The sequence below is a fragment of the Mycobacterium sp. NTMscope_MAC_269 genome, from assembly GCF_976985695.1.
Genome location: NZ_OZ335668.1, coordinates 2,894,980 through 2,918,669 on the forward strand (window position 1 = coordinate 2,894,980; position 23,690 = coordinate 2,918,669).

21 protein-coding genes are annotated in these 23,690 nt (G+C 67.4%); 10 read left to right on the plus strand and 11 right to left on the minus strand.

Translation table 11 applies throughout. The annotated features are described in order from the left end of the window. Positions 1-10: 10 nt before the first annotated feature. Both ACZ50Z_RS13425 and ACZ50Z_RS13430 read right to left on the minus strand, forming a co-directional pair. Positions 11-877: a tetratricopeptide repeat protein gene (locus tag ACZ50Z_RS13425; protein WP_464483994.1), complete on the minus strand. Its 867-nt coding sequence runs from the start codon at positions 875-877 to the stop codon at positions 11-13. 74 nt (positions 878-951) lie between these two features. Then, the gene (locus ACZ50Z_RS13430) at positions 952-1,830 is read right to left on the minus strand and encodes an LLM class flavin-dependent oxidoreductase (RefSeq protein ID WP_464486221.1); all 879 of its coding nucleotides are present in this window, start codon (positions 1,828-1,830) and stop codon (positions 952-954) included. 66 nt (positions 1,831-1,896) lie between these two features. Between ACZ50Z_RS13430 and ACZ50Z_RS13435 the strand changes: the two genes are divergently transcribed. Together ACZ50Z_RS13435 and ACZ50Z_RS13440 are read left to right on the plus strand one after the other, a co-directional pair. After that, positions 1,897-2,310: a VOC family protein gene (locus ACZ50Z_RS13435; protein WP_464486222.1), complete on the plus strand. Its 414-nt coding sequence runs from the start codon at positions 1,897-1,899 to the stop codon at positions 2,308-2,310. A 55-nt stretch (positions 2,311-2,365) separates the two neighbouring features. Beyond that, entirely contained in the window at positions 2,366-2,755 is a 390-nt protein-coding gene (locus ACZ50Z_RS13440; protein ID WP_464483995.1) for a VOC family protein, read from the plus strand. Between the two features lie 17 nt (positions 2,756-2,772). Here the strand turns inward: ACZ50Z_RS13440 and ACZ50Z_RS13445 are convergent, their stop codons facing one another. The 3 genes from ACZ50Z_RS13445 to cysD are packed head-to-tail and all read right to left on the minus strand — an operon-like array spanning position 2,773 to position 6,096. Continuing rightward, positions 2,773-3,258 (minus strand): Rrf2 family transcriptional regulator, encoded by a 486-nt coding sequence (locus ACZ50Z_RS13445; RefSeq protein WP_036458436.1) that lies wholly within the window; start codon positions 3,256-3,258, stop codon positions 2,773-2,775. Positions 3,259-3,316: 58 nt separating this feature from the next. Next, positions 3,317-5,167 (minus strand): adenylyl-sulfate kinase, encoded by a 1,851-nt coding sequence (gene cysC / locus ACZ50Z_RS13450; protein WP_464483996.1) that lies wholly within the window; start codon positions 5,165-5,167, stop codon positions 3,317-3,319. Next, positions 5,167-6,096, minus strand: a complete 930-nt coding sequence (cysD, locus tag ACZ50Z_RS13455) for a sulfate adenylyltransferase subunit CysD (protein WP_464483997.1) — start codon at positions 6,094-6,096, stop codon at positions 5,167-5,169. Before cysD ends, cysC begins: the two co-directional genes overlap by 1 nt. Positions 6,097-6,204: 108 nt before the next feature. On the opposite strand from cysD, the gene ACZ50Z_RS13460 reads away from it, so the two are divergent. Beyond that, on the plus strand, positions 6,205-6,645 hold the full coding sequence (locus ACZ50Z_RS13460) for a PaaI family thioesterase (RefSeq protein WP_464483998.1): 441 nt from the start codon (positions 6,205-6,207) through the stop codon (positions 6,643-6,645). A gap of 65 nt (positions 6,646-6,710) precedes the next feature. Here the strand turns inward: ACZ50Z_RS13460 and ACZ50Z_RS13465 are convergent, their stop codons facing one another. Further along, positions 6,711-7,202, minus strand: a complete 492-nt coding sequence (locus ACZ50Z_RS13465; RefSeq protein ID WP_464483999.1) for a beta-class carbonic anhydrase — start codon at positions 7,200-7,202, stop codon at positions 6,711-6,713. A gap of 186 nt (positions 7,203-7,388) precedes the next feature. On the opposite strand from ACZ50Z_RS13465, the gene ACZ50Z_RS13470 reads away from it, so the two are divergent. Genes ACZ50Z_RS13470 through ACZ50Z_RS13485 form a run of 4 tightly spaced genes read left to right on the plus strand, consistent with a single transcriptional unit; the run spans position 7,389 to position 12,787 of the window. Further along, a complete protein-coding gene (locus tag ACZ50Z_RS13470) occupies positions 7,389-8,366 on the plus strand; it encodes an ABC transporter permease (protein WP_464484000.1) in 978 nt (325 codons plus the stop codon). Positions 8,367-8,413: 47 nt separating this feature from the next. Then, complete coding sequence (locus ACZ50Z_RS13475) at positions 8,414-9,286, plus strand: ABC transporter permease (RefSeq protein WP_464486223.1); 873 nt, start codon at positions 8,414-8,416, stop codon at positions 9,284-9,286. Further along, positions 9,283-11,118, plus strand: a complete 1,836-nt coding sequence (locus tag ACZ50Z_RS13480; RefSeq protein ID WP_464484001.1) for a dipeptide ABC transporter ATP-binding protein — start codon at positions 9,283-9,285, stop codon at positions 11,116-11,118. The genes ACZ50Z_RS13475 and ACZ50Z_RS13480 overlap by 4 nt, the downstream gene beginning before the upstream one ends. A gap of 34 nt (positions 11,119-11,152) precedes the next feature. Then, positions 11,153-12,787 (plus strand): ABC transporter family substrate-binding protein, encoded by a 1,635-nt coding sequence (locus ACZ50Z_RS13485; RefSeq protein ID WP_464486224.1) that lies wholly within the window; start codon positions 11,153-11,155, stop codon positions 12,785-12,787. Here ACZ50Z_RS13485 and ACZ50Z_RS13490 read toward each other — a convergent pair. The 3 genes from ACZ50Z_RS13490 to ACZ50Z_RS13500 form a co-directional block, all read right to left on the minus strand. After that, positions 12,774-14,018: an alpha/beta hydrolase gene (locus ACZ50Z_RS13490; protein WP_464484002.1), complete on the minus strand. Its 1,245-nt coding sequence runs from the start codon at positions 14,016-14,018 to the stop codon at positions 12,774-12,776. The genes ACZ50Z_RS13485 and ACZ50Z_RS13490 overlap by 14 nt on opposite strands. Positions 14,019-14,113: 95 nt before the next feature. After that, the gene (locus ACZ50Z_RS13495) at positions 14,114-16,735 is read right to left on the minus strand and encodes an AAA family ATPase (protein ID WP_464484003.1); all 2,622 of its coding nucleotides are present in this window, start codon (positions 16,733-16,735) and stop codon (positions 14,114-14,116) included. Further along, on the minus strand, positions 16,732-17,883 hold the full coding sequence (locus ACZ50Z_RS13500; protein ID WP_464484004.1) for a metallophosphoesterase family protein: 1,152 nt from the start codon (positions 17,881-17,883) through the stop codon (positions 16,732-16,734). The genes ACZ50Z_RS13495 and ACZ50Z_RS13500 overlap by 4 nt, the downstream gene beginning before the upstream one ends. Positions 17,884-18,046: 163 nt before the next feature. Here ACZ50Z_RS13500 and ACZ50Z_RS13505 point away from each other — a divergent pair, with 163 nt between their 5' ends. After that, positions 18,047-18,550, plus strand: a complete 504-nt coding sequence (locus ACZ50Z_RS13505; RefSeq protein ID WP_464484005.1) for a SixA phosphatase family protein — start codon at positions 18,047-18,049, stop codon at positions 18,548-18,550. Between the two features lie 83 nt (positions 18,551-18,633). On the opposite strand, the gene ACZ50Z_RS13510 is transcribed toward ACZ50Z_RS13505, so the two are convergent. Next, positions 18,634-19,188: a DUF3558 domain-containing protein gene (locus tag ACZ50Z_RS13510; RefSeq protein ID WP_464484006.1), complete on the minus strand. Its 555-nt coding sequence runs from the start codon at positions 19,186-19,188 to the stop codon at positions 18,634-18,636. Further along, positions 19,185-19,742, minus strand: coding sequence for a DUF3558 domain-containing protein (locus ACZ50Z_RS13515; RefSeq protein WP_464484007.1), 558 nt, complete (start codon positions 19,740-19,742; stop codon positions 19,185-19,187). The genes ACZ50Z_RS13510 and ACZ50Z_RS13515 overlap by 4 nt, the downstream gene beginning before the upstream one ends. Before the next feature lie 162 nt (positions 19,743-19,904). Here ACZ50Z_RS13515 and ACZ50Z_RS13520 point away from each other — a divergent pair, with 162 nt between their 5' ends. Both ACZ50Z_RS13520 and ACZ50Z_RS13525 read left to right on the plus strand, forming a co-directional pair. Continuing rightward, entirely contained in the window at positions 19,905-21,671 is a 1,767-nt protein-coding gene (locus tag ACZ50Z_RS13520; protein ID WP_464484008.1) for an ABC transporter ATP-binding protein, read from the plus strand. Then, entirely contained in the window at positions 21,668-23,572 is a 1,905-nt protein-coding gene (locus ACZ50Z_RS13525; RefSeq protein ID WP_464484009.1) for an ABC transporter ATP-binding protein, read from the plus strand. Before ACZ50Z_RS13520 ends, ACZ50Z_RS13525 begins: the two co-directional genes overlap by 4 nt. Positions 23,573-23,690 lie beyond the last annotated feature (118 nt).

A 23,690-nucleotide genomic window follows, 5' to 3' on the forward strand; every position in this document is an offset into this window, starting at 1 on the left:
AATATCCAGCTCAGGAAGCAGACCAGTCCACCGGAGTACCGGGTCCCTGCGCGCGCCCGCCGTGCCGGGCACACCAGCCGGCCAATTCCTGGCGGGCCGCGACGGTCACCGGATGCTCGTCGCCGAGTACGCGGGTCTCTTCCTCGACCAACGCTTCCCATGCCGCGACCCCGTCCGTCACGCCGGCCCGGTCCGGGGCCCACAGCGTGAACATGTGCCGCGCCATGAGCAGGTGAACGTGGTCGCCGCCGAGCTTGTCGCGCAGTTCGCCGATCAGCCACTCGAGTTCGGTGACCGCCGACGGGATGTCGCCCGCCCGGCCCCGCCAGATCGCCAGCATCAACCGCGTCCCGAGGGTGTCGGCGTGATCGTCACCGAGCACCCGGCGCCGCGCCCCGAGCACGTGCTGCCCCTCGGCCATGGCAGCGTCAAAATCACCGATCTCCCAACGCTTCTCGGCGACCCTTTCGCGAGCCATCAGCGTGCTCTCGTGTTCGGCCCCCAGGACGCGTTGTTCGTCGGCGACGAGCCGTGACCATTCCGACAGGGACGACAACGGGGGCTGTTGGCGGCCCGCCAGCAGATGCCGAGCGGTCAAAGTGCTCAGGTGATCGCGGCCGAGTACCTCGACCAGGTCGGGGATCAATCCTTGGAGGTCGGCGTAGACGGCGGCGTCCTCGCCCGCCCGCAGCTGCACGGTGGCCAACGCCACCTTGAGCTCGAGGACGTTGGGATCGCGCTCCCCCAGCGTGGCCCGGCACAGGGTCACCAGCTCGTTTGCCTGCAGCGCGGCCCCGGCGAAATCACCGTTGTTCGCGCACTTCGCCATCAGCCCGGTCATTTCGGCCAGCGGGGCGGGCAGCTCCTGCTGCGTCATGCCGCTAATGAAAACGCCACCGCGCCGATGCGGCAATTCACCCTGTGCCGGCCCCCCGGCCCGGGCCGGACGGGCTACAGTCGCGCGGCCACGTCCGCGGCGCGGCGGACCTGGTCGACATCCGAGCTCGTCGGGATGAGTTGAACCTCGTCGGTGCCGATCTCCTCGAACGCGCGCAACACCTCCAGCAGCTCGTCCTCGCTGCCCGCCCAGCCGGTCGTCGGCGCCAGGGCGTCGACGTATTCGGCCGGTATCCAGTTCATGTAGCGACGCAGATGGCGGTGCATCTGGGCGCGGGATTCCTCGGGCGACCCGAACGCGAACCAAAACGACGTGCTGAGGTGGGGTTTTGGCTTGCCGGCCTGCGCCCACGCGTCGCGCGTGACGTCGAACAGCTCGTTCTGCTTGGCCACGTCGAGATCCAGGGTGGTGCCGGCCAGCCCGTCGGCCCACGCCGCGGCGCTGCGGATCGTTTTCGGACCGATACTGCCGACGAACAACGGTGGACCCCCGGGCTGCACCGGTGCCGGTCCGACGGGCAGCACCGAGTCGGTGGTCTTTTCCCCCGCCCAGACGCGCTTCATCACGGCCACCCGTTCGGCCATGTCGCGCATGGTCTGCGTGGCCGGGTCCGCACTGACCGCGTGGTAATCCTCGTGCCGGCCGCCCACCCCGATGCCGACGGTCAATCGGCCGCCGCTGAGCAAGTCGCCGGTCGCCAGCCCCTTTGCGAGCATGACCGGGTCGTGCAATTGCGGCACGATCACGGTCGTCAGCAGCCGCACCCGGTCGGTCCAGGCGGCCAGCGCGCCCAGCAGCGTCAGGTTGTCCGGGTTGTCGAACGCGATGCGCTCGCCCCAGCACAGCGACGAGAACGGCCCCTCGTCAATGGCGCGCGCCCAGGTCTCGAGCACCGCCGCATCCAGATCCGGTTCCATCACCGGCATGGTCATCGCTATCTGCACGACGGCGATTCTGGCATGTTTAACATGTCGCCCATCAGTGGAACCATGGAGCGAGTGGACTTCACCAGCACCTCCATCGCGCATGTCCGCCTGACCGTGACCGACATCGAGCGATCCCGGCAGTTCTACGAGAGCGTGTTCGGCTGGCCGGTGTTGCTCGAGGTCCCCGACAACGCCGACGAATCCACCCGCACCCAGTTGAGCTTTTTGTTCGGAGGTGTCATCTACGACCTCGGCGGCACGCTGCTCGGGCTGCGGCCCGTCGCCGCGGACCGCTTCGACGAGGACCGCGTCGGGCTGGACCACATTGCGTTCCGGCTCACCAGTCGTGCCGAATTAGATTCGGCGGCAGCGCATCTCGATGAACTCGGCGTGGCTCACGAGCCGATCAAGGACATCGGGCCGTCATACATCCTGGAGTTTCGCGACCCCGACAACATCGCGCTGGAGCTGACCGCACCCAAGTAGCGCACGGCTTGGAGCGTTGTCGCTCCGGGCGACCGGTGGTTGACTGGACAGAACTATGAGCATCAGTTTCAACCACACCATCGTCGCGTCACGCGACAAGCGAGAATCCGCCGAGTTCCTCACCGAGCTGTTCGGGCTGCCCAGCCCAAAGCCGTTCGGCCACTTCATGGTTGTCGAACTCGAGCACGGCGCCAACCTGGACTACGCGGACGCGCCCGACGGCGCGGACATCCCGCGCCAGCACTACGCCTTCTTGGTGTCCGAGCAGGAGTTCGACACGATCTACGACAAGATCCGGTCTCGTGGCATGCAGCATTGGGCGGATCCGGGCGCCAAGCGTCCCGGCGAGATCAACCACAATGACGGCGGGCGCGGGGTGTATTTCACCGACCCCTCCGGTCATGCCATGGAGATCCTCACCCGCCCCTACGGGTCAGCGGGCTGAGTCGTTGAGCGCGTTGGCTAGTCGCCGGTGCGCGCCGAGCCGTGCCGCTGGCTTTCCTGTTTCCGGTAGTCGTCGGCCAGTTGCGCGACATGCTTGGGCAGGCCGCCGGTGGCGACGTCGGCCAGGGTCGTTTGTTCCAGCACGGATCGCATGCTGGCACGCAGCGCGCGCCAGACGTCGGTGAGCGCGGCGGTCGGTCCCGAATACGGCAGGTCGCCGAGACCGATGTCCCGGACGCTGGCCAGTGGTCCGTCGATGCAGCGCAGCACGTCGGCGATGCTGATGTCGCTCCCGGAACGGGCCAATTCGTAGCCCCCCTCGCGGCCACGATGGCTGCGCACCAGCCGGTCGGTGCGCAGGTTGGTCAGGATGTCGACGAGGAATTGCGGCGGGATGCCCTGGGCTTGCGCCAAGTCGTCGGTCTTCACCAGCGTCCCGTCGGCCACCGTGGCGAGCTGGATCATCGCCCGCACGGCGTACTCCGCCTTCGCTGACATGCGCACTCTCAGGATTGTGCCATCCGCTGCGGGGATTTCGGTGCAGCCGGGCGGGGCCGGCGCGCTACCCGCGCGATTCGAGCAGGTCGAGGACCTGCTGCGCCTGCTCCTCGATGGTGCCGTCCGGAGTGAGCCGCAGGTCGGGGTTCGCCGGCGGCTGATACGGACTGTCGATGCCGGTGAACTGGGTGATCTCACCGGCGCGGGCCTTCGCGTACAACCCCTTGGGGTCACGCTTTTCGCATTCGTCGATCGGGGTGTCGCAGAACACCTCGATGAAGTCGAAGCCGGCCTCGGCGTGCACTTTGCGGGCCAATTCGCGTTGCTCGGCCAGCGGGCTGATCGCCGGCACCAGCACGACGTTGCCGCAGTCGGCGAGTAGCGCCGCCACATGCGCGAGCCGGCGTAGGTTCTCGGCACGGTCCGCCATGCTGAAGCCCAGGTCGGCGTTCAAACCGTGGCGCAGGTTGTCCCCGTCGAGAACGTAAGCCAGAGCGCCGCTTTCGAGGAGCTTCTGCTCGACCAGCATGGCCACCGACGACTTCCCGGAACCGGACAGACCGGTGAACCACACCGTCTTGCCCCGGGGCCGGGTCTCGGCGATCGCCGAGGGCTTGTGCCGCACGGTGTTTGGGCTCGCCGCCTGCGCCGAGGCGTCGCGCAACACCATGCCGGCCGCCACGGTGCCGTTGGTGTGCGGGTCGATGAGAATAAACGACCCGGTGCTGGGGTTCCGGGTGTACTCGTCGAGCAGCAGCGGAACCTGGGTGCGCAGTGAAATGCGGCCAAGCTCGTTGAGCTGCAACGCCGTCGCGGTTTTATCGCGGTGCAGCGTGTTGACGTCGAGTCGGTATTCGAGCGCAGTCACCCTGGCGTGCGTGGTGCGGGTCGTGTGCTTGATGACGTAATCGCGGCCGGGCTCGAGCGCCGCGCCGTCGGCCATCCAACACACCGTCGCGTCGAACTCTTGGGCGACCCTGGGCTGATTGTGGGTGCGGGCGATCAGGTCACCCCGCGAGATGTCGATCTCGTCGGCGAGGGTCACGGATACGGCCATCGGCGGGAACGCTTCTTCCGCCGGACCATTCGGACCCTCGATCGCGGTGATGCGGGTGTGCTTGCCGACGGGCAGCACCACGACCTCGTCCCCGGCACGCATGACGCCGCTGGCGACGGTGCCGGCGTAACTGCGGTGGTCTTGATGTTCGCGCCTGTGGGGGCGGATGACGTATTGCACCGGGAACCGCACGTCGACCATGTTGCGATCACCGGCGATGTACACCTCTTCGAGGTGTGACAACAATGCCGGCCCGTCGTACCACGGCGTCTGGTCCGACTTGGTCACCACGTTGTCGCCGTGCAGCGCCGAGATCGGGATGGTGGCCACGTCATGGACGTCCAACCGCGCGGCGAAGGCGTGGAACTCGTCGCGGATCGCCTCGAATTTCTCTCTGTCCCAACCGATCAGGTCCATCTTGTTGACGGCGAGCACAATGTGCTGGATGCCGAGCAGCGACGCCAGGAAGGCGTGCCGGCGTGACTGTTCCAACAGGCCGTGCCGCGCATCGACGAGCACGATCACCAGCTGGGCGGTCGACGCCCCGGTGACCATGTTGCGGGTGTATTGGATGTGGCCGGGGGTGTCGGCGATGATGAATTTCCGCTTGGGAGTGGCGAAGTAGCGGTAGGCCACGTCGATCGTGATGCCCTGCTCGCGTTCGGCCCGCAAGCCGTCGGTCACCAGCGCCAGGTCGGTGTAGTCGTGGCCGCGGTCCTTCGACGTCTGCTCCACCGCCGCCCACTGGTCTTCCATGACGGCTTTGGAGTCATACAGCAGGCGACCGATCAGGGTGGACTTGCCGTCGTCGACGGAACCTGCGGTTGCCAGGCGCAATAGCGTGGTGGGCGGGGCCATCAGAAGTATCCCTGTCGTTTGCGGTCTTCCATGCCGGCCTCCGAGATCCGGTCGTCGGCCCTGGTCGCCCCGCGTTCGGTGAGCCGGGACACCGCGGTCTCGGCGATGACCTCGTCGACGGTGGCGGCTTCGGATTCCACGCATCCGGTGCACGTGACGTCCCCGACGGTGCGGAAGCGCACCGTCGCCTCGAAGACGGGTTCGTCATCGCGCGGGTGCATGTTCTTATCGACCGCCAACAGCATGCCGTCGCGACGAAACACCTTGCGCCGGTGCGCGTAATAGATCGGCGGCAGGGCGATCTTCTCGGCGCCGATGTAGGACCAGATGTCGAACTCGGTCCAGTTGGACAGCGGGAAGACCCGGATGTGCTCACCCTTGTGATGGCGGCCGTTGTATAGATTCCACAGCTCGGGCCGCTGCGCCTTCGGATCCCATTGACCGAACTCGTCGCGGAAGCTGAACACGCGCTCCTTGGCGCGGGCCTTCTCCTCGTCGCGGCGCGCCCCGCCGAACGCGGCGTCGAACTTGTTCTCCCGGATGGCGCGAAGCAGTGTCACGGTCTGAATCGGGTTGCGTCCCTGGCGCGGCTCGACGACCCGGCCGGCATCGATGTCTTCCTGGACGGAGGCGATGACCAAGCGCACCCCGTGCTCGTTGACCAACTCGTCGCGGGTCGCGATCACCTCGTCGAAGTTGTGCCCGGTGTCGACGTGCATGACCGGGAACGGCAACCGGCCGGGGCGAAACGCCCGCAACGCCAGGTGCAGCATGACGATGGAGTCCTTGCCGCCCGAGAACAGCAGCACCGGCCGCTCGAATTCGGCGGCCACCTCCCGGATGATGTGGATCGCCTCCGCCTCCAGCGAGCGCAGATGGCTCAATTCGTACTGTCCGACGGTGGGGGCCGTCTTCAGATCGCTGGTCATAGCTTCCTCTAGTTAAACCTGGCAGAACTGACCATATTTAGTAGCTTAGCGATATATGACACCAGTTGACGCTGGCGCTGTCAACCTGAGGTGCGAAAGCATGGACGGATGACTTCTACCTGCGGACGTTCTGGCCCGCCCGCGTCGAGCGGTCGCGACGTCATCGCGCAGTTCCTCCCCCAGTCCCCGTTCGTCGTCAAGTTGGGCATCGTCGCCGACCGGCTCGAGGAGGGCGACGTGCGGCTGCGGCTGCCGTGGGACCCGACCAACGTGACGCTCGGCGACATGGTTCACGGTGGGGCCATCGCCACCCTCGCCGACCTCACCGTGATGGCGGCGGCGTGGTGCGGCGTCCCGGCCCCGCCGGAACTGCGCGGCGTGACGGTTTCGATGGCGCTGGACTTCATGGCCCCGGCTCGGGCCACCGACGTGATCGGCATCGGCCGGGTGCTGCGACGCGGCCGGTCGCTGGTCAACTGCGAGGCCGAGATCGTCGACGCGGGGGGCACGTTGGTCGCCAAGGCGCTGGCGACGTACAAGGTCGGCTGAAGCGCCGCCGAACGTGCACGGACCAGGCCACATTTTCGCCGTGGCTGCACGCTCGGCGCAAGCTTCTAGATTGTGACCTCGTTGAGCTTGCCCGTGGCGACGTCAAAGAAAAATCCGCGCGCGGAGACGTGCTTGGTGACGAACGGACTCCCCTCGATGCGGCGCAGCGACTGCCGGACGTCCTCGGCGATATCCGGGAACGCCTCGGCCGCCCACGGTGGTTTGACCCCGGTCTCCTCCTGGATGCTGCGCTTGAAGTCATCGTCGGTGAACGTGAGCATCCCGCAATCGGTGTGGTGGATCAGGATGATCTCCCGCGTTCCCAGCAGTCGCTGGCTGATGGCCAGCGAGCGGATGACGTCGTCGGTGATGACTCCGCCTGCGTTGCGGATGACGTGGGCTTCCCCCTCGCTGAGCCCGAGCACGCGGTAGACGTCGAGCCGGGCGTCCATGCACGCGACGACCGCGACATGTTTGCTCGGTGGCATCGGCAGCGGCCCGTTGAAGGTGCTCGCGTAGTCGGCGTTGTTGGCCAGGTAATCCTCGGTAACCGTCACGCAAGCCTCCTCGGGACTGTCGCGGCCGCTTAGTACCGGGGTGGATGCTAACAACCGATCACACGCGATTCACGCATGAGAATCATGCAGATCTAAAGGCCACCAAACGCGCCGGGCGCCGAGCCGCGACGCGATGCTGCCGGCTCGATAACCTGTCCCAATGCGACGTGGGCTGTGCGGACGGGCATGACTCGGTTTTTGGCACGCCGATTGCTCAACTACGTCGTGCTGCTGGCGCTGGCATCGTTTTTGACGTTTTGCCTGACGTCGGTCGCCTTCAAGCCGCTGGACAGCCTGTTGCAGCGCAATCCCCGCCCCCCGCAAGCCGTGATCGACGCCAAGGCCCACACGTTGGGTCTGGATGAGCCGGTACCGATCCGCTACGCGCACTGGGCGTCACACGTCGTGCGCGGCGACTTCGGCAAGACCATCACCGGGCAGCCCGTCGCAGCGTCACTGGGGCGCCGTATCGGAGTCACGCTGCGCCTCTTGATCATTGGTTCGCTGGTGGGCACCATCGCGGGCATCGCGGCCGGGGCGTGGGGCGCCATTCGGCAATATCGACTCAGCGACCGGGTCGTCACCATGGCGGCCCTGCTGGTCCTCAGCACCCCGACCTTCGTCATCGCCAGCCTGTTGATCCTTGCCGCGCTGCGGGTGAACTGGGCCGTGGACCTACACATTTTCGACTACACCGGGGAGACCTCACCGGGCGTGACCGGTGGGACCGCCGCGCAGTTACTCGACCGGCTGCGGCATTTGGTGTTGCCGTCGTTGACCTTGGCGCTGGCCGCAGCGGCCGGATACAGCCGTTATCAGCGCAACGCGATGCTCGACGTGCTCGGCCAGGATTTCATTCGCACCGCCCGCGCCAAGGGACTGACCCGTCGGCGTGCGCTGATCAAGCACGGGTTGCGCACCGCGCTGATCCCGCTGGCCACCCTGTTCGCCTATGGCGTGGCCGGGCTGGTCACCGGGGCGGTGTTCGTGGAGAAGATTTTCGGCTGGCACGGCATGGGCGAATGGCTGGTGCAGGGCATCGCGACGCAAGACACCAACATCATCGCGGCCATCACCTTGTTCTCCGGCGCCGTGGTGTTGCTGGCCGGTCTGCTCTCGGACGTGTTCTACGCGGCCCTCGACCCGCGGGTCCGGGTGTCATGACCGCCCAGGCGAACACCGATGGCGCCCATGGCTTTTCGGGGCACGAAGTGGCGGCCTTCACCTCGCGCCGCACGCTGGTGTTGCGCAGGTTCGTGCGCAATCGGTTCGCGGTGGCGTCGCTGGGCTTGTTGGTGCTGCTGTTTGTCGGCTGCTACACGCTGCCCGCAGTGCTGCCCTATTCCTACGAGGACCTCGATTTCACCGCGCTGCTGCAGCCGCCCAGCGCGCGCCATTGGCTGGGCACCAACGCGCTGGGCCAAGACCTGCTGGCGCAGATCCTGCGGGGAATGCAGAAGTCGATGCTGATCGGTGTCTGCGTCGCAGTCATCTCCACCGGTATCGCGGCCACCGTCGGGTCGGTGTCGGGCTATTTCGGCGGTTGGCGCGACCGCGTGCTGATGTGGGTGGTCGACCTGCTGTTGGTGGTGCCCGCGTTCATCCTCATCGCCATCGTGACGCCGCGAATCAAGGACTCGGCCAATGTCTTGGCGCTGGTCCTACTGCTGGCCGGGTTCGGCTGGATGGTCAGCTCCCGCATGGTGCGCGGGATGACCATGAGTTTGCGCGAGCGCGAATTCATCCGCGCCGCGCGGTATATGGGCGTGTCCAGCCGCCGCATCATCGTCGGACATGTGGTGCCCAACGTCGCTTCCATCCTGATCATCGACGCGGCGCTCAACGTCGCCTCGGCCATCCTGGCCGAAACCGGCTTGAGCTTCCTAGGTTTCGGCATTCAGCCACCGGATGTGTCGCTGGGTACCTTGATCGCCAATGGCACCCAGTCGGCGACCACCTTCCCGTGGGTGTTCCTGTTTCCCGCTGGGGTGCTGGTGCTGATCCTGGTGTGCGCCAACCTCACCGGCGACGGCCTGCGGGACGCGCTCGACCCCGGCAGCACGCCCGTTCGGGGCGGTCGATGAGCCCCCTGCTCGAGGTGACCGACCTGGCGGTGACCTTCGCAACCGGCGGCGATTCGGTGACCGCGGTGCGTGGCGTGAGCTACCGCGTCGACCGGGGCGAAGTCGTCGCCATGGTCGGCGAATCAGGTTCGGGCAAGTCCGTTTCGGCGATGGCGGTCGTGGGCCTGTTACCCGAGTACGCGCGGGTGCGCGGCTCGGTCAAGCTGCACGACACCGAGCTGCTGGGCCTGGACGACGACGCGATGTCGCGGTTTCGCGGCAAGACGGTCGGCATGGTGTTCCAGGACCCGATGTCGGCGCTGACGCCCGTGTACACCGTCGGCGACCAGATCGCCGAGGCGATCGAGATCCACCAGCCGAGGGTGGGCAAAAGAGCGGCCCGTCACCGCGCGGCCGAACTGCTCGAGCTGGTGGGTATCGCCCAGCCGCAGCGCCGCGCCCGCGCTTTTCCGCACGAGCTCTCCGGCGGCGAACGACAGCGGATCGTCATCGCTATCGCGATCGCCAACGACCCCGATTTGCTGATCTGCGACGAGCCCACCACCGCGCTGGACGTCACCGTGCAGGCGCAGATCCTCGACGTCCTCAAGACCGCACGCGACGTCACGGGCGCCGGGGTGCTGATCATCACGCACGACCTCGGTGTGGTCGCCGAGTTCGCCGACCGGGCTCTGGTGATGTACGCGGGACGGGTCGTCGAATCCGCCGAAGTGCACGACCTTTACCGGGCCCGCCAAATGCCATACACCGTCGGCCTGTTGGGTTCGGTTCCGCGGCTGGACGCCGCGCAGGGCACCCGCTTGGTGCCGATCCCCGGCGCGCCGCCGTCGCTGGCCGGCCTGGATCCCGGCTGCCCGTTCGCGCCCCGCTGCCCGCTGGCCATCGACGAATGCCGGCTCGAGGAGCCGGAATTGCTTCTCGTCGGCACCGAGCACCGGGCCGCCTGCATCCGCACCGATCAGGTCGGTGGCCGTAGCGCCGCGCACATCTACGGTGTCAGCACTACGGCCCATTCGGCGGAATCCGGTGACGCGTCGGTGGTCGTCCGGGTGCGTGACCTGACCAAGACCTACCGACTGACGAAGGGCGTGTTGCGTCGCAGCGCCGGCGAGGTGCGCGCGGTCGACGGCGTCAGCTTCGACGTGCGGCAGGGCCGCACCCTGGGCATCGTCGGCGAGTCCGGTTCGGGGAAATCGACCACCTTGCACGAAATCTTGGAACTCACCGGCCCCGAATCGGGATCGATCGAGGTGCTGGGCACCGACGTCACGACGCTGAGCCGATCCGGCCGACGATCGCTGCGGCGCGACATTCAGGTCGTGTTCCAGGACCCGGTCGCCTCGCTGGACCCGCGCCTGCCGGTGTTCGAGCTCCTCGCTGAACCATTGCGCGCCAATGGGTTCGACAACAGCCGCACCAACGCACGGGTCGCCGAGTTGCTCGACATCGTGGGGCTGCGCCGCGTTGACGCGATCCGCTACCCCGCCGAGTTCTCCGGCGGGCAAAAGCAGCGCATCGGCATCGCGCGCGCGCTGGCGCTGCAGCCGAAGATCCTGGCGCTCGACGAACCCGTCTCCGCGCTCGACGTCTCCATTCAGGCCGGGATCATCAACCTGCTGCTCGATCTGCAAGCGCTGTTCGATTTGTCCTATCTGTTCGTCTCCCACGATCTTTCGGTGGTCAAGCACCTCGCGCACGAGGTGGTCGTGATGCATGCCGGAACGATCGTCGAACAGGGCGACAGCCGGCAGGTCTTCGACAACCCGCAACACGAATACACCCGGCACCTGCTGGCCGCGGTGCCGCAACCGGATCCGGGCCGCCGTGGGTAGCCGCGGTATCCGTCTCGTGGCAGTGCTTTTCACCATGGCACTGGCGCTGCCGGGCTGTTCACCGGCGATCAACGTGATTCCGGAAGCGGGGCAAAACGCGCGGATCGGGACGACCAGCGACATCAACCCGCACGATCCGGCCACCCTGCAAGACGGCGGCGACCTGCGGCTCGCGCTCACCGCCTTCCCGCCGAACTTCAACATCTTGCATATCGACGGCAATTCCGCCGAGGTCGCCGCGATGACGAAGGCCACCTTGCCGCGTGCCTTCGTCATCGGGCCGGACGGTTCGACGGCGGTCGACACCGACTACTTCACCAGCATCGAATTAACCGGAACCGCACCGCAAGTGGTGACCTATACGATCAACCCCAAGGCGGTGTGGTCGGACGGCACGCCGATCACCTGGGAGGACATCGCCAGCCAGGTTCACGCCCTGAGCGGTGCCGACAAGAACTTCGAGATCGCCGGGCCCAGCGGTGCTGACCGCGTCGCCTCGGTGACGCGCGGAGTCGACGACCGGCAGGCCGTCATGACGTTCGCCAAGCCATACGCCGAGTGGCGAGGGATGTTCGCCGGCAACGGAATGCTGCTGCCCAAAAGCATGACGGCTACCCCGGAGGCGTTCAACAAGGGCCAGCTCGACGGGCCCGGCCCGTCGGCCGGTCCGTTCGTCGCAACATCGTTGGATCGGACGACCCAGCGGATTGTGTTGAGCCGCAACCCTAAATGGTGGGGCCCGCGGCCTCGCCTGGACAACATCACCTACCTGGTGCTCGACGATGCCGCCCGGCTGCCGGCGCTGCAGAACAACACGATCGACGCCACCGGGCTCAGCACGATCGATCAATTGACCATCGCGCAGCGCACCAAGGGAATCACCATCCGGCGCGCCCCCGGCCCGGCCTGGTCTCACATCACATTCAACGGCGCCCCGGGATCAATCCTGGCCGACCAGGCGTTGCGGGTCGCGGTGTCCAAGGGAATCGACCGGCAGACCATCGCCGAGGTGGTCCAATACGGCCTCACCAGCGACCCGGTGGCACTGGGCAACCACATCTACGTCGCGGGCCAAAAGGGCTATCAGGACAACAGCACCGTCGCTCCCTATGACCCGGCGGCGGCCAAGCGCGAGCTCGACGCCTTGGGCTGGAAGCAGGTCGGCCGGTTCCGGGAGAAGGACGGGCGCCAGCTCGTCATTCGTGACCTGTTCTACGATGCCCAGGGCAACAGGCAGTTCGCGCAGATCGCCCAGCACAGCCTCGCTCAAATCGGCGTCAAGCTCGAACTTGTCGCCCGCGCGGGCAGCGGCTTCTTCACCAACTACATCAATGTCGGCGCCTTCGATCTCGCCCAGTTCGGTTGGCTCGGAGACGCTTTCCCGCTCTCGTCATTGACCCAGATCTACAAGTCCGATGGGGAAAGCAACTTCGGCAAGATCGGCAGCCCGCAGATCGACTTCGCCATCGAACGGACCCTGGAAGAACTCGACCCCGACAAGGCGCGGGCACTGGCCAACGACCTCGACAAACTCATCTGGGCGGAGGGGTTCAGCCTCCCGCTCACCCAGTCGCCCGGCGATATCGCGGTGCGCAGCACGCTGGCCAACTTCGGCGCGGCGGGCCTTGGCGACCTGGACTACACCGCCATCGGATTCACGCGAGGCTGAGCCGGCGCAGCAGCCGCGTCGGGATCGGCAGTGCGCCTTCGGCGGCGGCCGCCGTTTCGATCAACTTCCACAGCAGACGCACCTCGGGCCGCGGCGGAAGCGCGTCCAGCGCCGATGCCCGGGCGGCAAGCCCCTTCAGGTCGCCGCGCCGAACCGCGTCGGCCGCGGCGAGCGCGACGGGCTCGCGAAAATCCAGCGCGCTGTGCGCCATACTCGGCAGGCTCAACAGCACCGCATTGGGCAGCAACGACGCGACGCGATCGGCCACCGCCGGCGGGGTGATGAGGTCCCGACCCCCGGAAATCACCGCGGTGGGCCATCTGAAACTCGGCATTTCGGCGGGCAGGTCGTAGGGCTCGTCCTCGAAGCTCACTCGCTGGGTGCGTGCTTCGCTTTCGGCCACGGCGGGATCCAGGGGCAGGCCGTCGGGTTCGGCCGCATAGTCCAGCTCGCGGAACGCGATGCGGCTCACCAGATCTTCCTCATAGCGGTACGGCAGATTGCTCAGCGTCGTGAACCGGGATAGCGTCCACCACAACAGCTTCCGGCGCTCCAATAACAGATCGAGTTGACGCTCGAGCAACCCGGCGCCACCGTAGCCGTAAATGGTCGCGACGACCTGAGTCGCGGCCGGGGTCATGACGCCGGCATCGACGAGTTTGCGCATTTTCGGCGCCAATCCGACGGTCTCGGGGCTATCCCCCCTGAGCAACAACCGGCGGATCGCCCGCCGCACAATGACAATGTCGTGCCGCGACAGCAGCGGCGAATCGAGCACCATCGCGTGGACGCGGTCGGGATGGCGCACTCCGACCCCGGCCGAGATATAGGTGCCGTAGGACGCGCCATAGATGATGGCCGAGTTCGCGTGGGCATCGTCGAGCACCGCCGCGACGTCGTCGACAACCTGGTTGACGGTCATCGCCTGTGGGGGAAGATCGGCACCCGAATCGTCGTGGCGCGACATCCCTACCCCGCGGTGTTCGATCATGATGACGTCGAGACCGGCCGCCGCGGCGCGTCGCCGCAGCCCCTTGTACATCTGCACCGACGCAACCCCGGGGCCGCCGGGAATGATGACGAGCGGGTGAGGGGACTTGCAGCCCGTGCGCACGTAGTACAGATCGAACTCTTCGGCGCTGTGCGGGGAGATCGGCCGGCGCACGGCGCGCACGCCGGGCAGTTCCGCCAGCTTTTGCTGTACCCGGCTCCGCTTCGCGTTCATCGTCATTCGTGTCGGACCGCCATGGTCCCATTCTGCAGGCACGGCGCCACGGCGACGCTGGATCGTCGCACCGACCGTATCGGCCGAGGTCAGCGCGCGCGCTAGGCGCTGAGATCGATGCGATGCGCGCCCCGGACACCGTCGTAGCGGTCGGGGCTGCAGGTGAGCACGATGACCTGCCCGTGCGTGCCGACGCTGTCGAACAACTGCCCCATCTTGGCCAGGCGGTCGGGGTCGGTGAAACCCAGTGCATCGTCGACGACCACCGGGACGGCGTCCTCCTTGGCGACCAGGGCGGCGCCGGCCAGCCGGGCCAGGATGCCGAGTTGCTCCTTGGCGCCGCCGGACAAGGATTCGTAGGGCACCGTGATGCCGTTGAGCGTGCGGCTGCGGATGCACAAGTCGCTGTCGATGTCGACCTCGAAACTCGGACCGAACACGGGACGTCCGAGCCGCTGCAGCTCGGCCCGGTAGGGCTCGACGTAGCGTCTCCGGGTGGTGTCCCGGTGGCGGGTCATGACCGAGCGCAGCAGTTGCGCGGCCCGGGCCCGCCCGCCGATCTGACTGTGCTCCGTGGCGGCGTGCTCGCGCTCCGTCTGCGCGGCGTCCAGTTTGCCCTGTCGCCCCTCACTGCCGAACACCGAGAGTTCGATGGTGATTTCGCGCAACGCGCGGGCGGCGTCTTCGTAGCGCTCCTGCAGCGACTCGGCTTCCTTTGTGGCCTCGGCTAATTCGGCGGCGACCGCATCGGGGGACGCGGCGTCCAGGGCGCCGGCGAGCTCGCTGACCCGTTGTTCCGCGGCCTTTTCGGCGCGCGCCGCCGAGTCGGCCGACGACGCCAGTTCTTCGTCGCTGGCCGAGGCGCGCTCGGCGGCCAGCCGGCCCGCGGCCGCCTGCAGCTCCGCGCGCTGAACGCCCACTGTGTTCTGCAGAATGGTTGCCCGGGTGGATAATTCGGCCAGCGCGGTGGCGGCGGTGGTGGCGGCCTGACGGCGAGCCTCGCAGTCGGTCGACGCGGCCGCGTGACCCTGCTGGGCCGCCTCGAGTTCAGCGCGGGCAGCGACGATGTCCGTGCCACCCAGCCGCGGGTCGGCCGGGTGTTCGGCGCGTAGCTGCGCCAGGCGCGAGCGCATCTCGTCGATCTGCTCGTCACCGCGCAATCCGGCCAGGGTGGCGTTGAGCTGATCGCGAGTACTCTGCAGCTCCCGGCGCCGCTGGTCGGCCGACCGCGCGGCGGCGAGATCGGCCACCTCGCCTGCCTCCAACGCTGCGGACATTTCTTGTTGTGCCGCATCATGTTTCGCATGAATATCCAGCGTGGCCGCGCCCGGGGTGACCCGGGCGGTCAGGACATCGGGAACCTCGACCGAGGTGGACCCGACGGCGGTGATCGACCAGCTTTGCCCCGCGGACAACGAGATTCGTTCGCCGCCGACCACCAAATGAATGTCCGCGGCGGCGGTGAATTCGATCGCGGCCGACGTCGACGCCAACTGGTCTCCGATGCGATCGACCGCGGCGCAGGCGTCCTCGATTCGGCGCAGCGATTCCTCGGTGAGCACGATCGTGCTGAGCTCGGCGCAGATTCGCTCACGATCCCGCTCGATGGCATCGGCCTTGGCCAGTCGGGTGCTCAGACGGTCGGCCTCCTCGCGGTCTGCGAGCCGGTCAACGGCCTGCCGCGCGGCGTCGACCCGGCGCTGCAAGTCGGCCAAGACCTGGGTGGCCTGCTGGAGCGTGGCGTCGCATGCCTCGGCCTCGGCACGCGCCGCCGAGTGCGCGGCCGCGGCCTGATGCGCCTGGGCTTCCGTTTCGGCGACGGCGCCGGCGCGGGTGTCGATTTCGGCGAGCAGCTGCGCGCGCCCGGTGTGGGCGGCGGCCGCCGCGGCGCTGGTGGCCTCCGCGGCCGCGGCCACCAATTGGGCTTCACGATGCTGGGCGGTGAGCTCGGCGATCCGCTCGGCGGCTTCCTGCGCGGCCGCAACGCGCGGGCCGGCGGCGATGCGTCGTTGGGAGAAGTCGGCCACCTGCTCGGTCAAAACAGCGTGGCGAGAGACCCGCTCGTCGACCTCGGCGACGGCGGCCGCACACTCGGCAAGGGCGGCCTCCGCATCGGCCAGCCGGGCGATCGCGGCAGCCCACTGTCCCGTCGGACGCCCGGTCGGGGTGAAATACCGCCCGTATTCGGCGTCGATTCGCTCGATCAGCAACGGCTCAGTGCCGCAGAGCCCGCCGCTGTCGCCGGCGGCGACATCGAGCGCACGCGACAGCGCGTCGCACCCGGACAAATCCACCGCGGCGGTCGACGCCGACTGCAGCACCCGCTGGGCGTGCCACAGGTCGCTGTCCACCGTCTCGGCCAGCATCGCCCGGACCCGTTCGTGGGCTTCGTCGCCGGTCAGCTGTTCGCGGTACGGCGTGATGACCGTCAGCTCCGTTTCGCACTTCTTGTGAAACCGCTTTCGATAGACGAAACGATAAGGGCCGCAGCTGATTTCGGCGGACACCTCGGATCCCACGTCGCTGTGGGTGGGCTTGACCTGCTTGACCTCTTTCTTCGTCGACCGATCCCGGGATTCCAGGAGTAGATCCAGGGCCTCGATCATCGATGACTTGCCGATCTCGTTGGCGCCGCACACGACCACGACGCCGTGGTCGGGGAATTCGATCTCCCGGTGCGAGATGCCGCGGTAGTTCGTCAGGATCAACCGATGCAGCTTCACGCCGCGCCCCGATCGGTGAGCCGCAGCAGCAGCGCCAGGGCTGCCTGAGCGTCGACGGCGGTGGCGGAATCCTGCTCGCGCGCCGTCGCCACCAGCTCCTCGACCGCCGCGGCGGCGAATCCCCCGATGCCGAGATCGCTGAACTCACCGTCAGCCGGGATCACCGCGAGGTCGGTGTGCCGCTCCCACAGACCTAGCCAGGCGAACAACCGCGCGTATTTGTCCAGGCATGCGTCCAGCGCGGCGCGGTCGGTGACCGTCAGCGAGCCCGTCAGCGCCAGGCGCACCACGGTGCGTTCCTTGTCGGTCATCAGGTCCAGGTTCACGTCGAGATCGGCGATGTCGCGGCGGGTGTCGACCTGCCGGTGCATCGTCACGAAACGCCAGCGTCCGACGTGCCGCGCGGTTACCGAGACCGCGCGCCCCGGGTCGGCTTCGTCGATGTCCACGACCAGGACGTGACCCGGGTCGGATTCCACATCATCGAAGTTGGTGACTTCCGGCGACCCGGAGTACCACACCCGGCCGGTGCCGCCGACCTGGGTCAGAGAATGCTTGTCCCCCAGCGCCACATAGTGCACCGCGCCGCGGGACAGCGCGTCGTCAAGCTTGGCGAGCCGGATCAGCGAGGGCTTGTCGCGATCGGGGTCCAGGACGTCGACCCCGCCGTGCGCGACGAGGATCCGGGTGCCCGCCGCCGCCGGAAGGTCATCGAGGACCTCGGCGACCAGGTCGGTGGTCGGCACCTTCGACCGCCACGGCGCGGCGACGATTTCCAGCCCGGGACGAACCTGATGAACCCCGGCACGGTCGAGAACCACCACGTTGTCGGGACGCTCGGCGGTGAACATCGCGCTCGTGTACACCGATGACGCGTCCAGGGGGTCGTGATTGCCCGGAAGCAGATACACCGGAATTCCGATGCCGCGCATGGCTTCCAAGGACTGTCCGATCACCTTCGGCGGAAGCTGGTTGTGCTCGAAGACGTCACCCGACACCACGACGAACTCGGCACCCACCTCCGCGGCGAGCGCACCCAGACCGGCAACCGCGTCGCGGCGGGCCGCCGAATAGCGTGGCTGGGCATCGCCGGCGAGGAAGTGCCGGGTCATGCCCAGTTGCCAGTCGGCGGTGTGCAGGAATCGCATGCGGGCGACCCCCTTTCGAACTGCGTGTTTACCGGGGCATCGCGAGTTTAGGTCTGCGCACCGACAAGACGCGGGACCTCGATCGGCAGGTCTCGGCCCCGCGCAAAATCTTGTGCCGAGGGCATGCCCGGCCGGCTTGGCGCACTGATTAATCTGATTCTTCGTGACTGCCGAGCGCACCTTGCTGCTGATGCGGCACGCGAAGTCCGACTACCCGGACGGGGTCGCCGACCACGATCGGCCCCTGGCGCCCCGCGGCATCAGGCAGGCCTGGCTCGCCGGCGACTGGCTGCGCGCCAGCGCGCCCGCCATTGACGCGGTGCTGTGCTCCACGGCGACGCGGACCCGCGAGACGCTGCGGAACACCCGCATCGACGCGCCGGTGCGATACAGCGAGCGCCTCTATGCCAGCACCCCGGGCACGCTGATCGACGAGATCAACACGGTCGACGACGGCATCGCCACGCTGCTCGTCATCGGACACGAGCCGACGATGTCGGCTCTGGCGCTGGGGCTGGGCCGCGCCACGGGCACCGATGTCGCTGCGGCCGAACGCATTTCAGCCAAGTTCCCGACGTCCGCGATCGCGGTCCTGTCGGTGCCGTGTGCATGGGAAGAGCTGGAACTCGGGGGTGCATCGCTGGTCGACTTCGTCGTCCCGCGCTAACCGCACTGCGTCGAACGTCGACTTGTTGAGCTCAAGACGAAATCGACGACAAGACGTCGACGTTCGACGGCACGGCGCACCCGCTAGGAGTTGGTGGCCAGCGTCAACTCCATCAGCTTGATGGCCTGCCCGCACGCATCGATGCCCGGCGCCTGCGGGTTGATCCACCAACCGACCACCCCGGCCGCGTCGCTGGCCACGCCGCACGCGCCATTGGCGTCGTCGGGACGCATCACAATCGAGTCGATGCCGGCGATGGGCCGCGACTCGATCTTGTACTTCAAGAATTCCGCGACCTTGCGCTCGTTGCTCAGGCTGCCCTGCTCGAACCAGAACCGCGTGATGTCGATCAGGCCCGCCGGGTTGGCCGCCTGCCACCGGCAGATCGCGCCGACGAACGTGCTCTGAATGTCCAGTGGGTCGGCGCCCACGGTCTTGGCCAGAATGTCGCTGGTCAACACCTCACATTCCTTGAGCAGGTTGGGGTACTGCTGCTGGGAGTTGTTGTTGCGAGGCACGTTGCCGCCCGCCTTGACCGCGTTGCCCCCGATCGACCGCGAGCACCCCGTCAGCACCAGCAGCGCAGCGATCAAAACCGCCGCGGCGGCACGAGCGGTCGTCCTGCTCGGGGCCGTCACTTGGAGTTCGCAATCGATTGACGAGCCAGCTCTTTCGCGATATCGCACGGCGGCGGGAACGGCTTCTGACTGAAACTGATCGACCACTCGATGAAGTCGTCCTGGAACTGGATGCCTACTTCGCACAGCGAGTCACCCAGGTTCGGCTCGTTCCCGACAGCGATGAAACCGCCGTGGCCGTTGATGTTGATGTCGTCGACGCTGGCACGTGAGAGCTCCTCGGTCTTGCGTTCGCGTCCGATCGGGCTACCGCGATACCAGGAGAAGGAGAAGTGCGGGCCAAGGATGCCGCCACCGGCGAGCCACTGACAGCCGACGGAGTTGCGGGCGGTGTTGATCAGTCCGGACACCCGGGTCAGCTCGGCGACCGTCTGGTCGCTGATGCCGCCGCACTGCGGGAACATCGGCCCGTGGTTCCCCTGCCCCTTCTGCGGCGTCGAGGATGCTGTCGCCCCGGGTTTGTTGCCGCCGGAATCGGAGCAGGCGGCCACCGCGGGAATCAGGATCGTCAATGCTGACGCCACAAGAGCCAGCGCCCTCGCGCTACGCCGCACCGCTGCCCTGCTTCCGTTCCGCCCGCTGCTGGTCCACACGATGCACTGTAGCGGCAGCCCAGCGGGTCAACCACCGACGCGCCTGAGCAGGTATTTCCGTGCCGTCAACGCGTGCCGCGCGTGCGTCGACCCTCGGCGTCGACGGTGTGCGACAGTTACCCCATGCTCCTGGCACTGCTGCGCCAGTACATCCAGCCGTACCGCCGGCTGGTCGCAGCGCTGATGGTGCTGCAGCTGATCAGCAACCTCGCGTCGCTGTACCTGCCGACCGTCAACGCGGCCATCATCGACGAGGGCGTCGCCAAGGGCGACACCGCGACGATCGGCAGGCTCGGCATGGTGATGCTCGGGGCCACCGGCTTGCAGGCGTTGTGCGCGGTCGGCGCGGTCTATTTCGGCTCCCGGACCGGGATGGGATTCGGCCGCGACCTGCGCGCGGCGATGTTCGAACACGTCGTCACCTTTTCCGAGCGCGAGAGCGCCCGATTCGGTGCACCGACCTTGCTGACGCGCAGCACCAACGACGTGCGGCAAATCCAGTACCTGGTCCAGATCACGGCCACGGTGCTGGTGACGGCCCCGATCATGTGCCTCGGCGGAATCGTCATGGCCCTCCACCAGGAGGCGGCGCTGACGTGGCTGTTGCTGGTCAGCGTGCCGATCATGGCGGTGGCCAATTTCTGGGTGATGTCGCACATGCTGCCCCTGTTCCGCAGAATGCAGGGACTCATCGACGGCATCAACCGGGTGATGCGGGACCAGCTGGCCGGCGTCCGGGTGGTCCGGGCGTTCGCCCGGGAGGGTTTCGAGCGTGACCGCTTCGCGCGAGTCAACGCCGCGCTGTCAAACACCGCACTGAGGGCCGGCAACTGGCAGGCGTTGATGCTTCCGGTGACCACGCTGACCATCAACGTGTCCAGCGTGGCGCTGATCTGGTTCGGCGGGCTGCGCATCGATCGCGGCCAAATGCAGGTCGGCTCCCTGACCGCCTTCCTGGCGTACTTCACCCAGATCCTGATGGCCGTGTTGATGGCGACGATGACGCTGGTGGTGTTGCCGCGAGCGACGGTATGCGCCGAACGGATCACCGAGGTGCTTGCCACCCGCCCCGCCGTCACCAACCCGTCGAGTCCGACCTCTCCGCCGGGCGGCATCACCGGCGTCGTCTCCCTGGACGGCGCGACGTTCACCTATCCCGGCGCTGACCGTCCAGTGCTGCAAGATATTTCGTTCAGCGCCCGACCCGGAACCACCACCGCGATCGTCGGCAGCACGGGTTCGGGAAAGTCGACGCTGGTCTCCCTGATCTGCCGGCTCTACGACGTGACCGGCGGAGCTGTTTTGGTCGACGGCGTCGACGTCCGCGACTACCACACCGAGCGGCTGTGGTCGGCGATCGGTCTGGTCCCCCAGCGCGGCTACCTCTTTTCCGGAACGATCGCCGACAACCTGCGTTACGGCGCCGCCCCGGGGCAGGACATCGCCGACGAGGACATGTGGGAAGCGTTGCGGGTGGCCGCCGCCGACGATTTCGTGGCGGCCCACGAGGACGGGCTTCGCACCCGGGTGGCCCAGGGTGGCAGCAACTTCTCGGGTGGGCAACGACAACGACTCGCCATCGCGCGGGCCGTCATCCGGCGCCCGGCCATCTATCTGTTCGACGACTCCTTCGGCGCCCTCGATGTGCACACCGACGCTCGGGTGCGCGCGGCCCTGGAACATATATCCGGGCACGCCACCGTCATCGTTGTCACTCAACGGGTTTCGACCGCCGCCCAGGCCGACCAGGTGATCGTCATCGACGGCGGAAGACTGGTCGGCGCCGGCACGCACGAGTCGCTGCTGGCCGACAGCGCGACCTACGCGGAATTCGCCGATTCACAAGCCGTGGGCGCCATGCCGTCGGGCCGGCTCGGGGGCGCGCCATGACCCCGTCGGCCGGCACCGCGACCCGCGGCATCGCCCCGGCGCCGGCCGGGCGGTCCCGCGATTTCTGGGGGTCGGCCGCCCGGCTGGTGAAACAGCTTGCGCCGCAACGCGGGCTGAGCATCGCGGTGATCACGCTAGGCGTCGCTGGCACGGTGATCGGAGTGATCGTTCCGCGAATCCTCGGCCATGCCACCGATTTGCTGTTCAACGGCGTCATCGGCCGCCGGCTGCCCGCCGGCATCAGCAAGGCACAGGCCGTTTCCGCCGCGCGCGCCCGGGGTGAGGGCACCTTCGCCGACTTGCTGTCCGGGATGAACGTGGTGCCCGGTCACGGTGTGGACCTGGGCGCGGTCGCACGAACGCTGATGCTGGCGCTGTCCCTCTATCTCGTTGCCTCGGTGCTGGTTTGGGCCCAAGCCCGGCTGCTCAACGTTACAGTGCAGCGCACCATGGTAGCGCTGCGTTCCGATGTGGAGGACAAGGTCCACCGGTTGCCGTTGTCGTATTTCGACGGATGCCAGCGCGGCGAGCTGCTCAGCCGGGTCACCAACGACATCGACAACGTCCAATCGTCACTGTCGATGACGATCAGCCAGCTGCTGACATCGGTTCTCACCGTGGCGGCGGTGCTGGCGATGATGCTGTCCATTTCGCCGCTGCTGGTCGGGATCACCGTCTTCACGGTGCCGCTGTCGCTGCTGGCGACGCGGGCGATCGCACGCCGTTCCCAGCGCCTTTTCCTCGCCCAATGGACGAGCATCGGGCGCCTCAACGCCCACATCGAGGAGACCTACAGCGGATTCACCGTGGTCAAGACGTTCGGCCACCAGGCCGCCGCCCGCGAACAGTTTCGCGCCCTCAACGACGACGTCTACCGGTCCAGTTTCGGCGCCCAGTTCTTCTCCGGCCTGGTGGCGCCCGCGACGACGTTCATCGGCAACCTCGGCTATGTCGCCGTCGCCGTGGTAGGTGGGCTGCAGGTGGCCACCGGGCGCATCACCCTGGGCAACATCCAGGCGTTCATTCAGTATGTGCGGCAGTTCAATTCGCCCCTGAGCCAACTGGCCGGGATGTACAACACCCTGCAATCCGGGGTGGCCAGTGCCGAACGGGTCTTCGCCCTGCTCGACGAACCCGAAGAATCGCCCGATCCCGAGCCCGCCTCCGGCGCCGCCCCGAGATCCAGCGGGCGGGTCGAATTCGCGCATGTCGGGTTCGCCTATCGACCGGGCATCCCGGTGATCGAAGACCTGTCGCTGGTGGCCGAACCGGGGAGCACGGTGGCGATCGTCGGACCGACCGGGGCGGGCAAGACGACGCTGGTGAACCTGTTGATGCGGTTCTATGACGTCGACGCCGGTCAGATCCTCCTCGACGGGGTGGACATCACCACTATGGACCGGCATTCGCTGCGGTCGCGGATCGGCATGGTGTTGCAGGACACCTGGCTCTTCGACGGGACGATCGCCGAGAACATCGCCTACGGGCGCCCCGAGGCCGGTGACGACGAGGTGATAGCCGCCGCCAAGGCGGCATACGCCGACCGGTTCGTGCGATCGCTGCCCGCCGGCTACCAAACCCGGGTCAGCGGCGACGGCGCCAACATCAGCGCCGGCGAAAAACAACTGATCACCATCGCGCGCGCATTCCTCGCCCGCCCGCAGCTGCTGATCTTGGACGAGGCGACCAGCTCGGTGGATACCCGCACCGAGGCGCTCATCCAGCGCGCTATGTGCGAACTGCGCCGGGATCGTACGAGTTTCATTATCGCGCATCGCCTTTCGACGATCCGCGACGCCGACCGGATCCTCGTAGTCGAGGGCGGCCGGATCGTCGAGCAAGGCAACCACGCCGAACTGCTGGCCCGGCGCGGCGCCTACTACGCGATGACGCGGGCCTGACACGCGAAAACGTCCGGCACAGGCCACGCTGGGATTCCCGACGAATCCGCGCGCTTGACGGCACAATCACACTCGTGACCTCGTGGGCACCCGACGCCGCGGACGGGAAAGGCTGGTA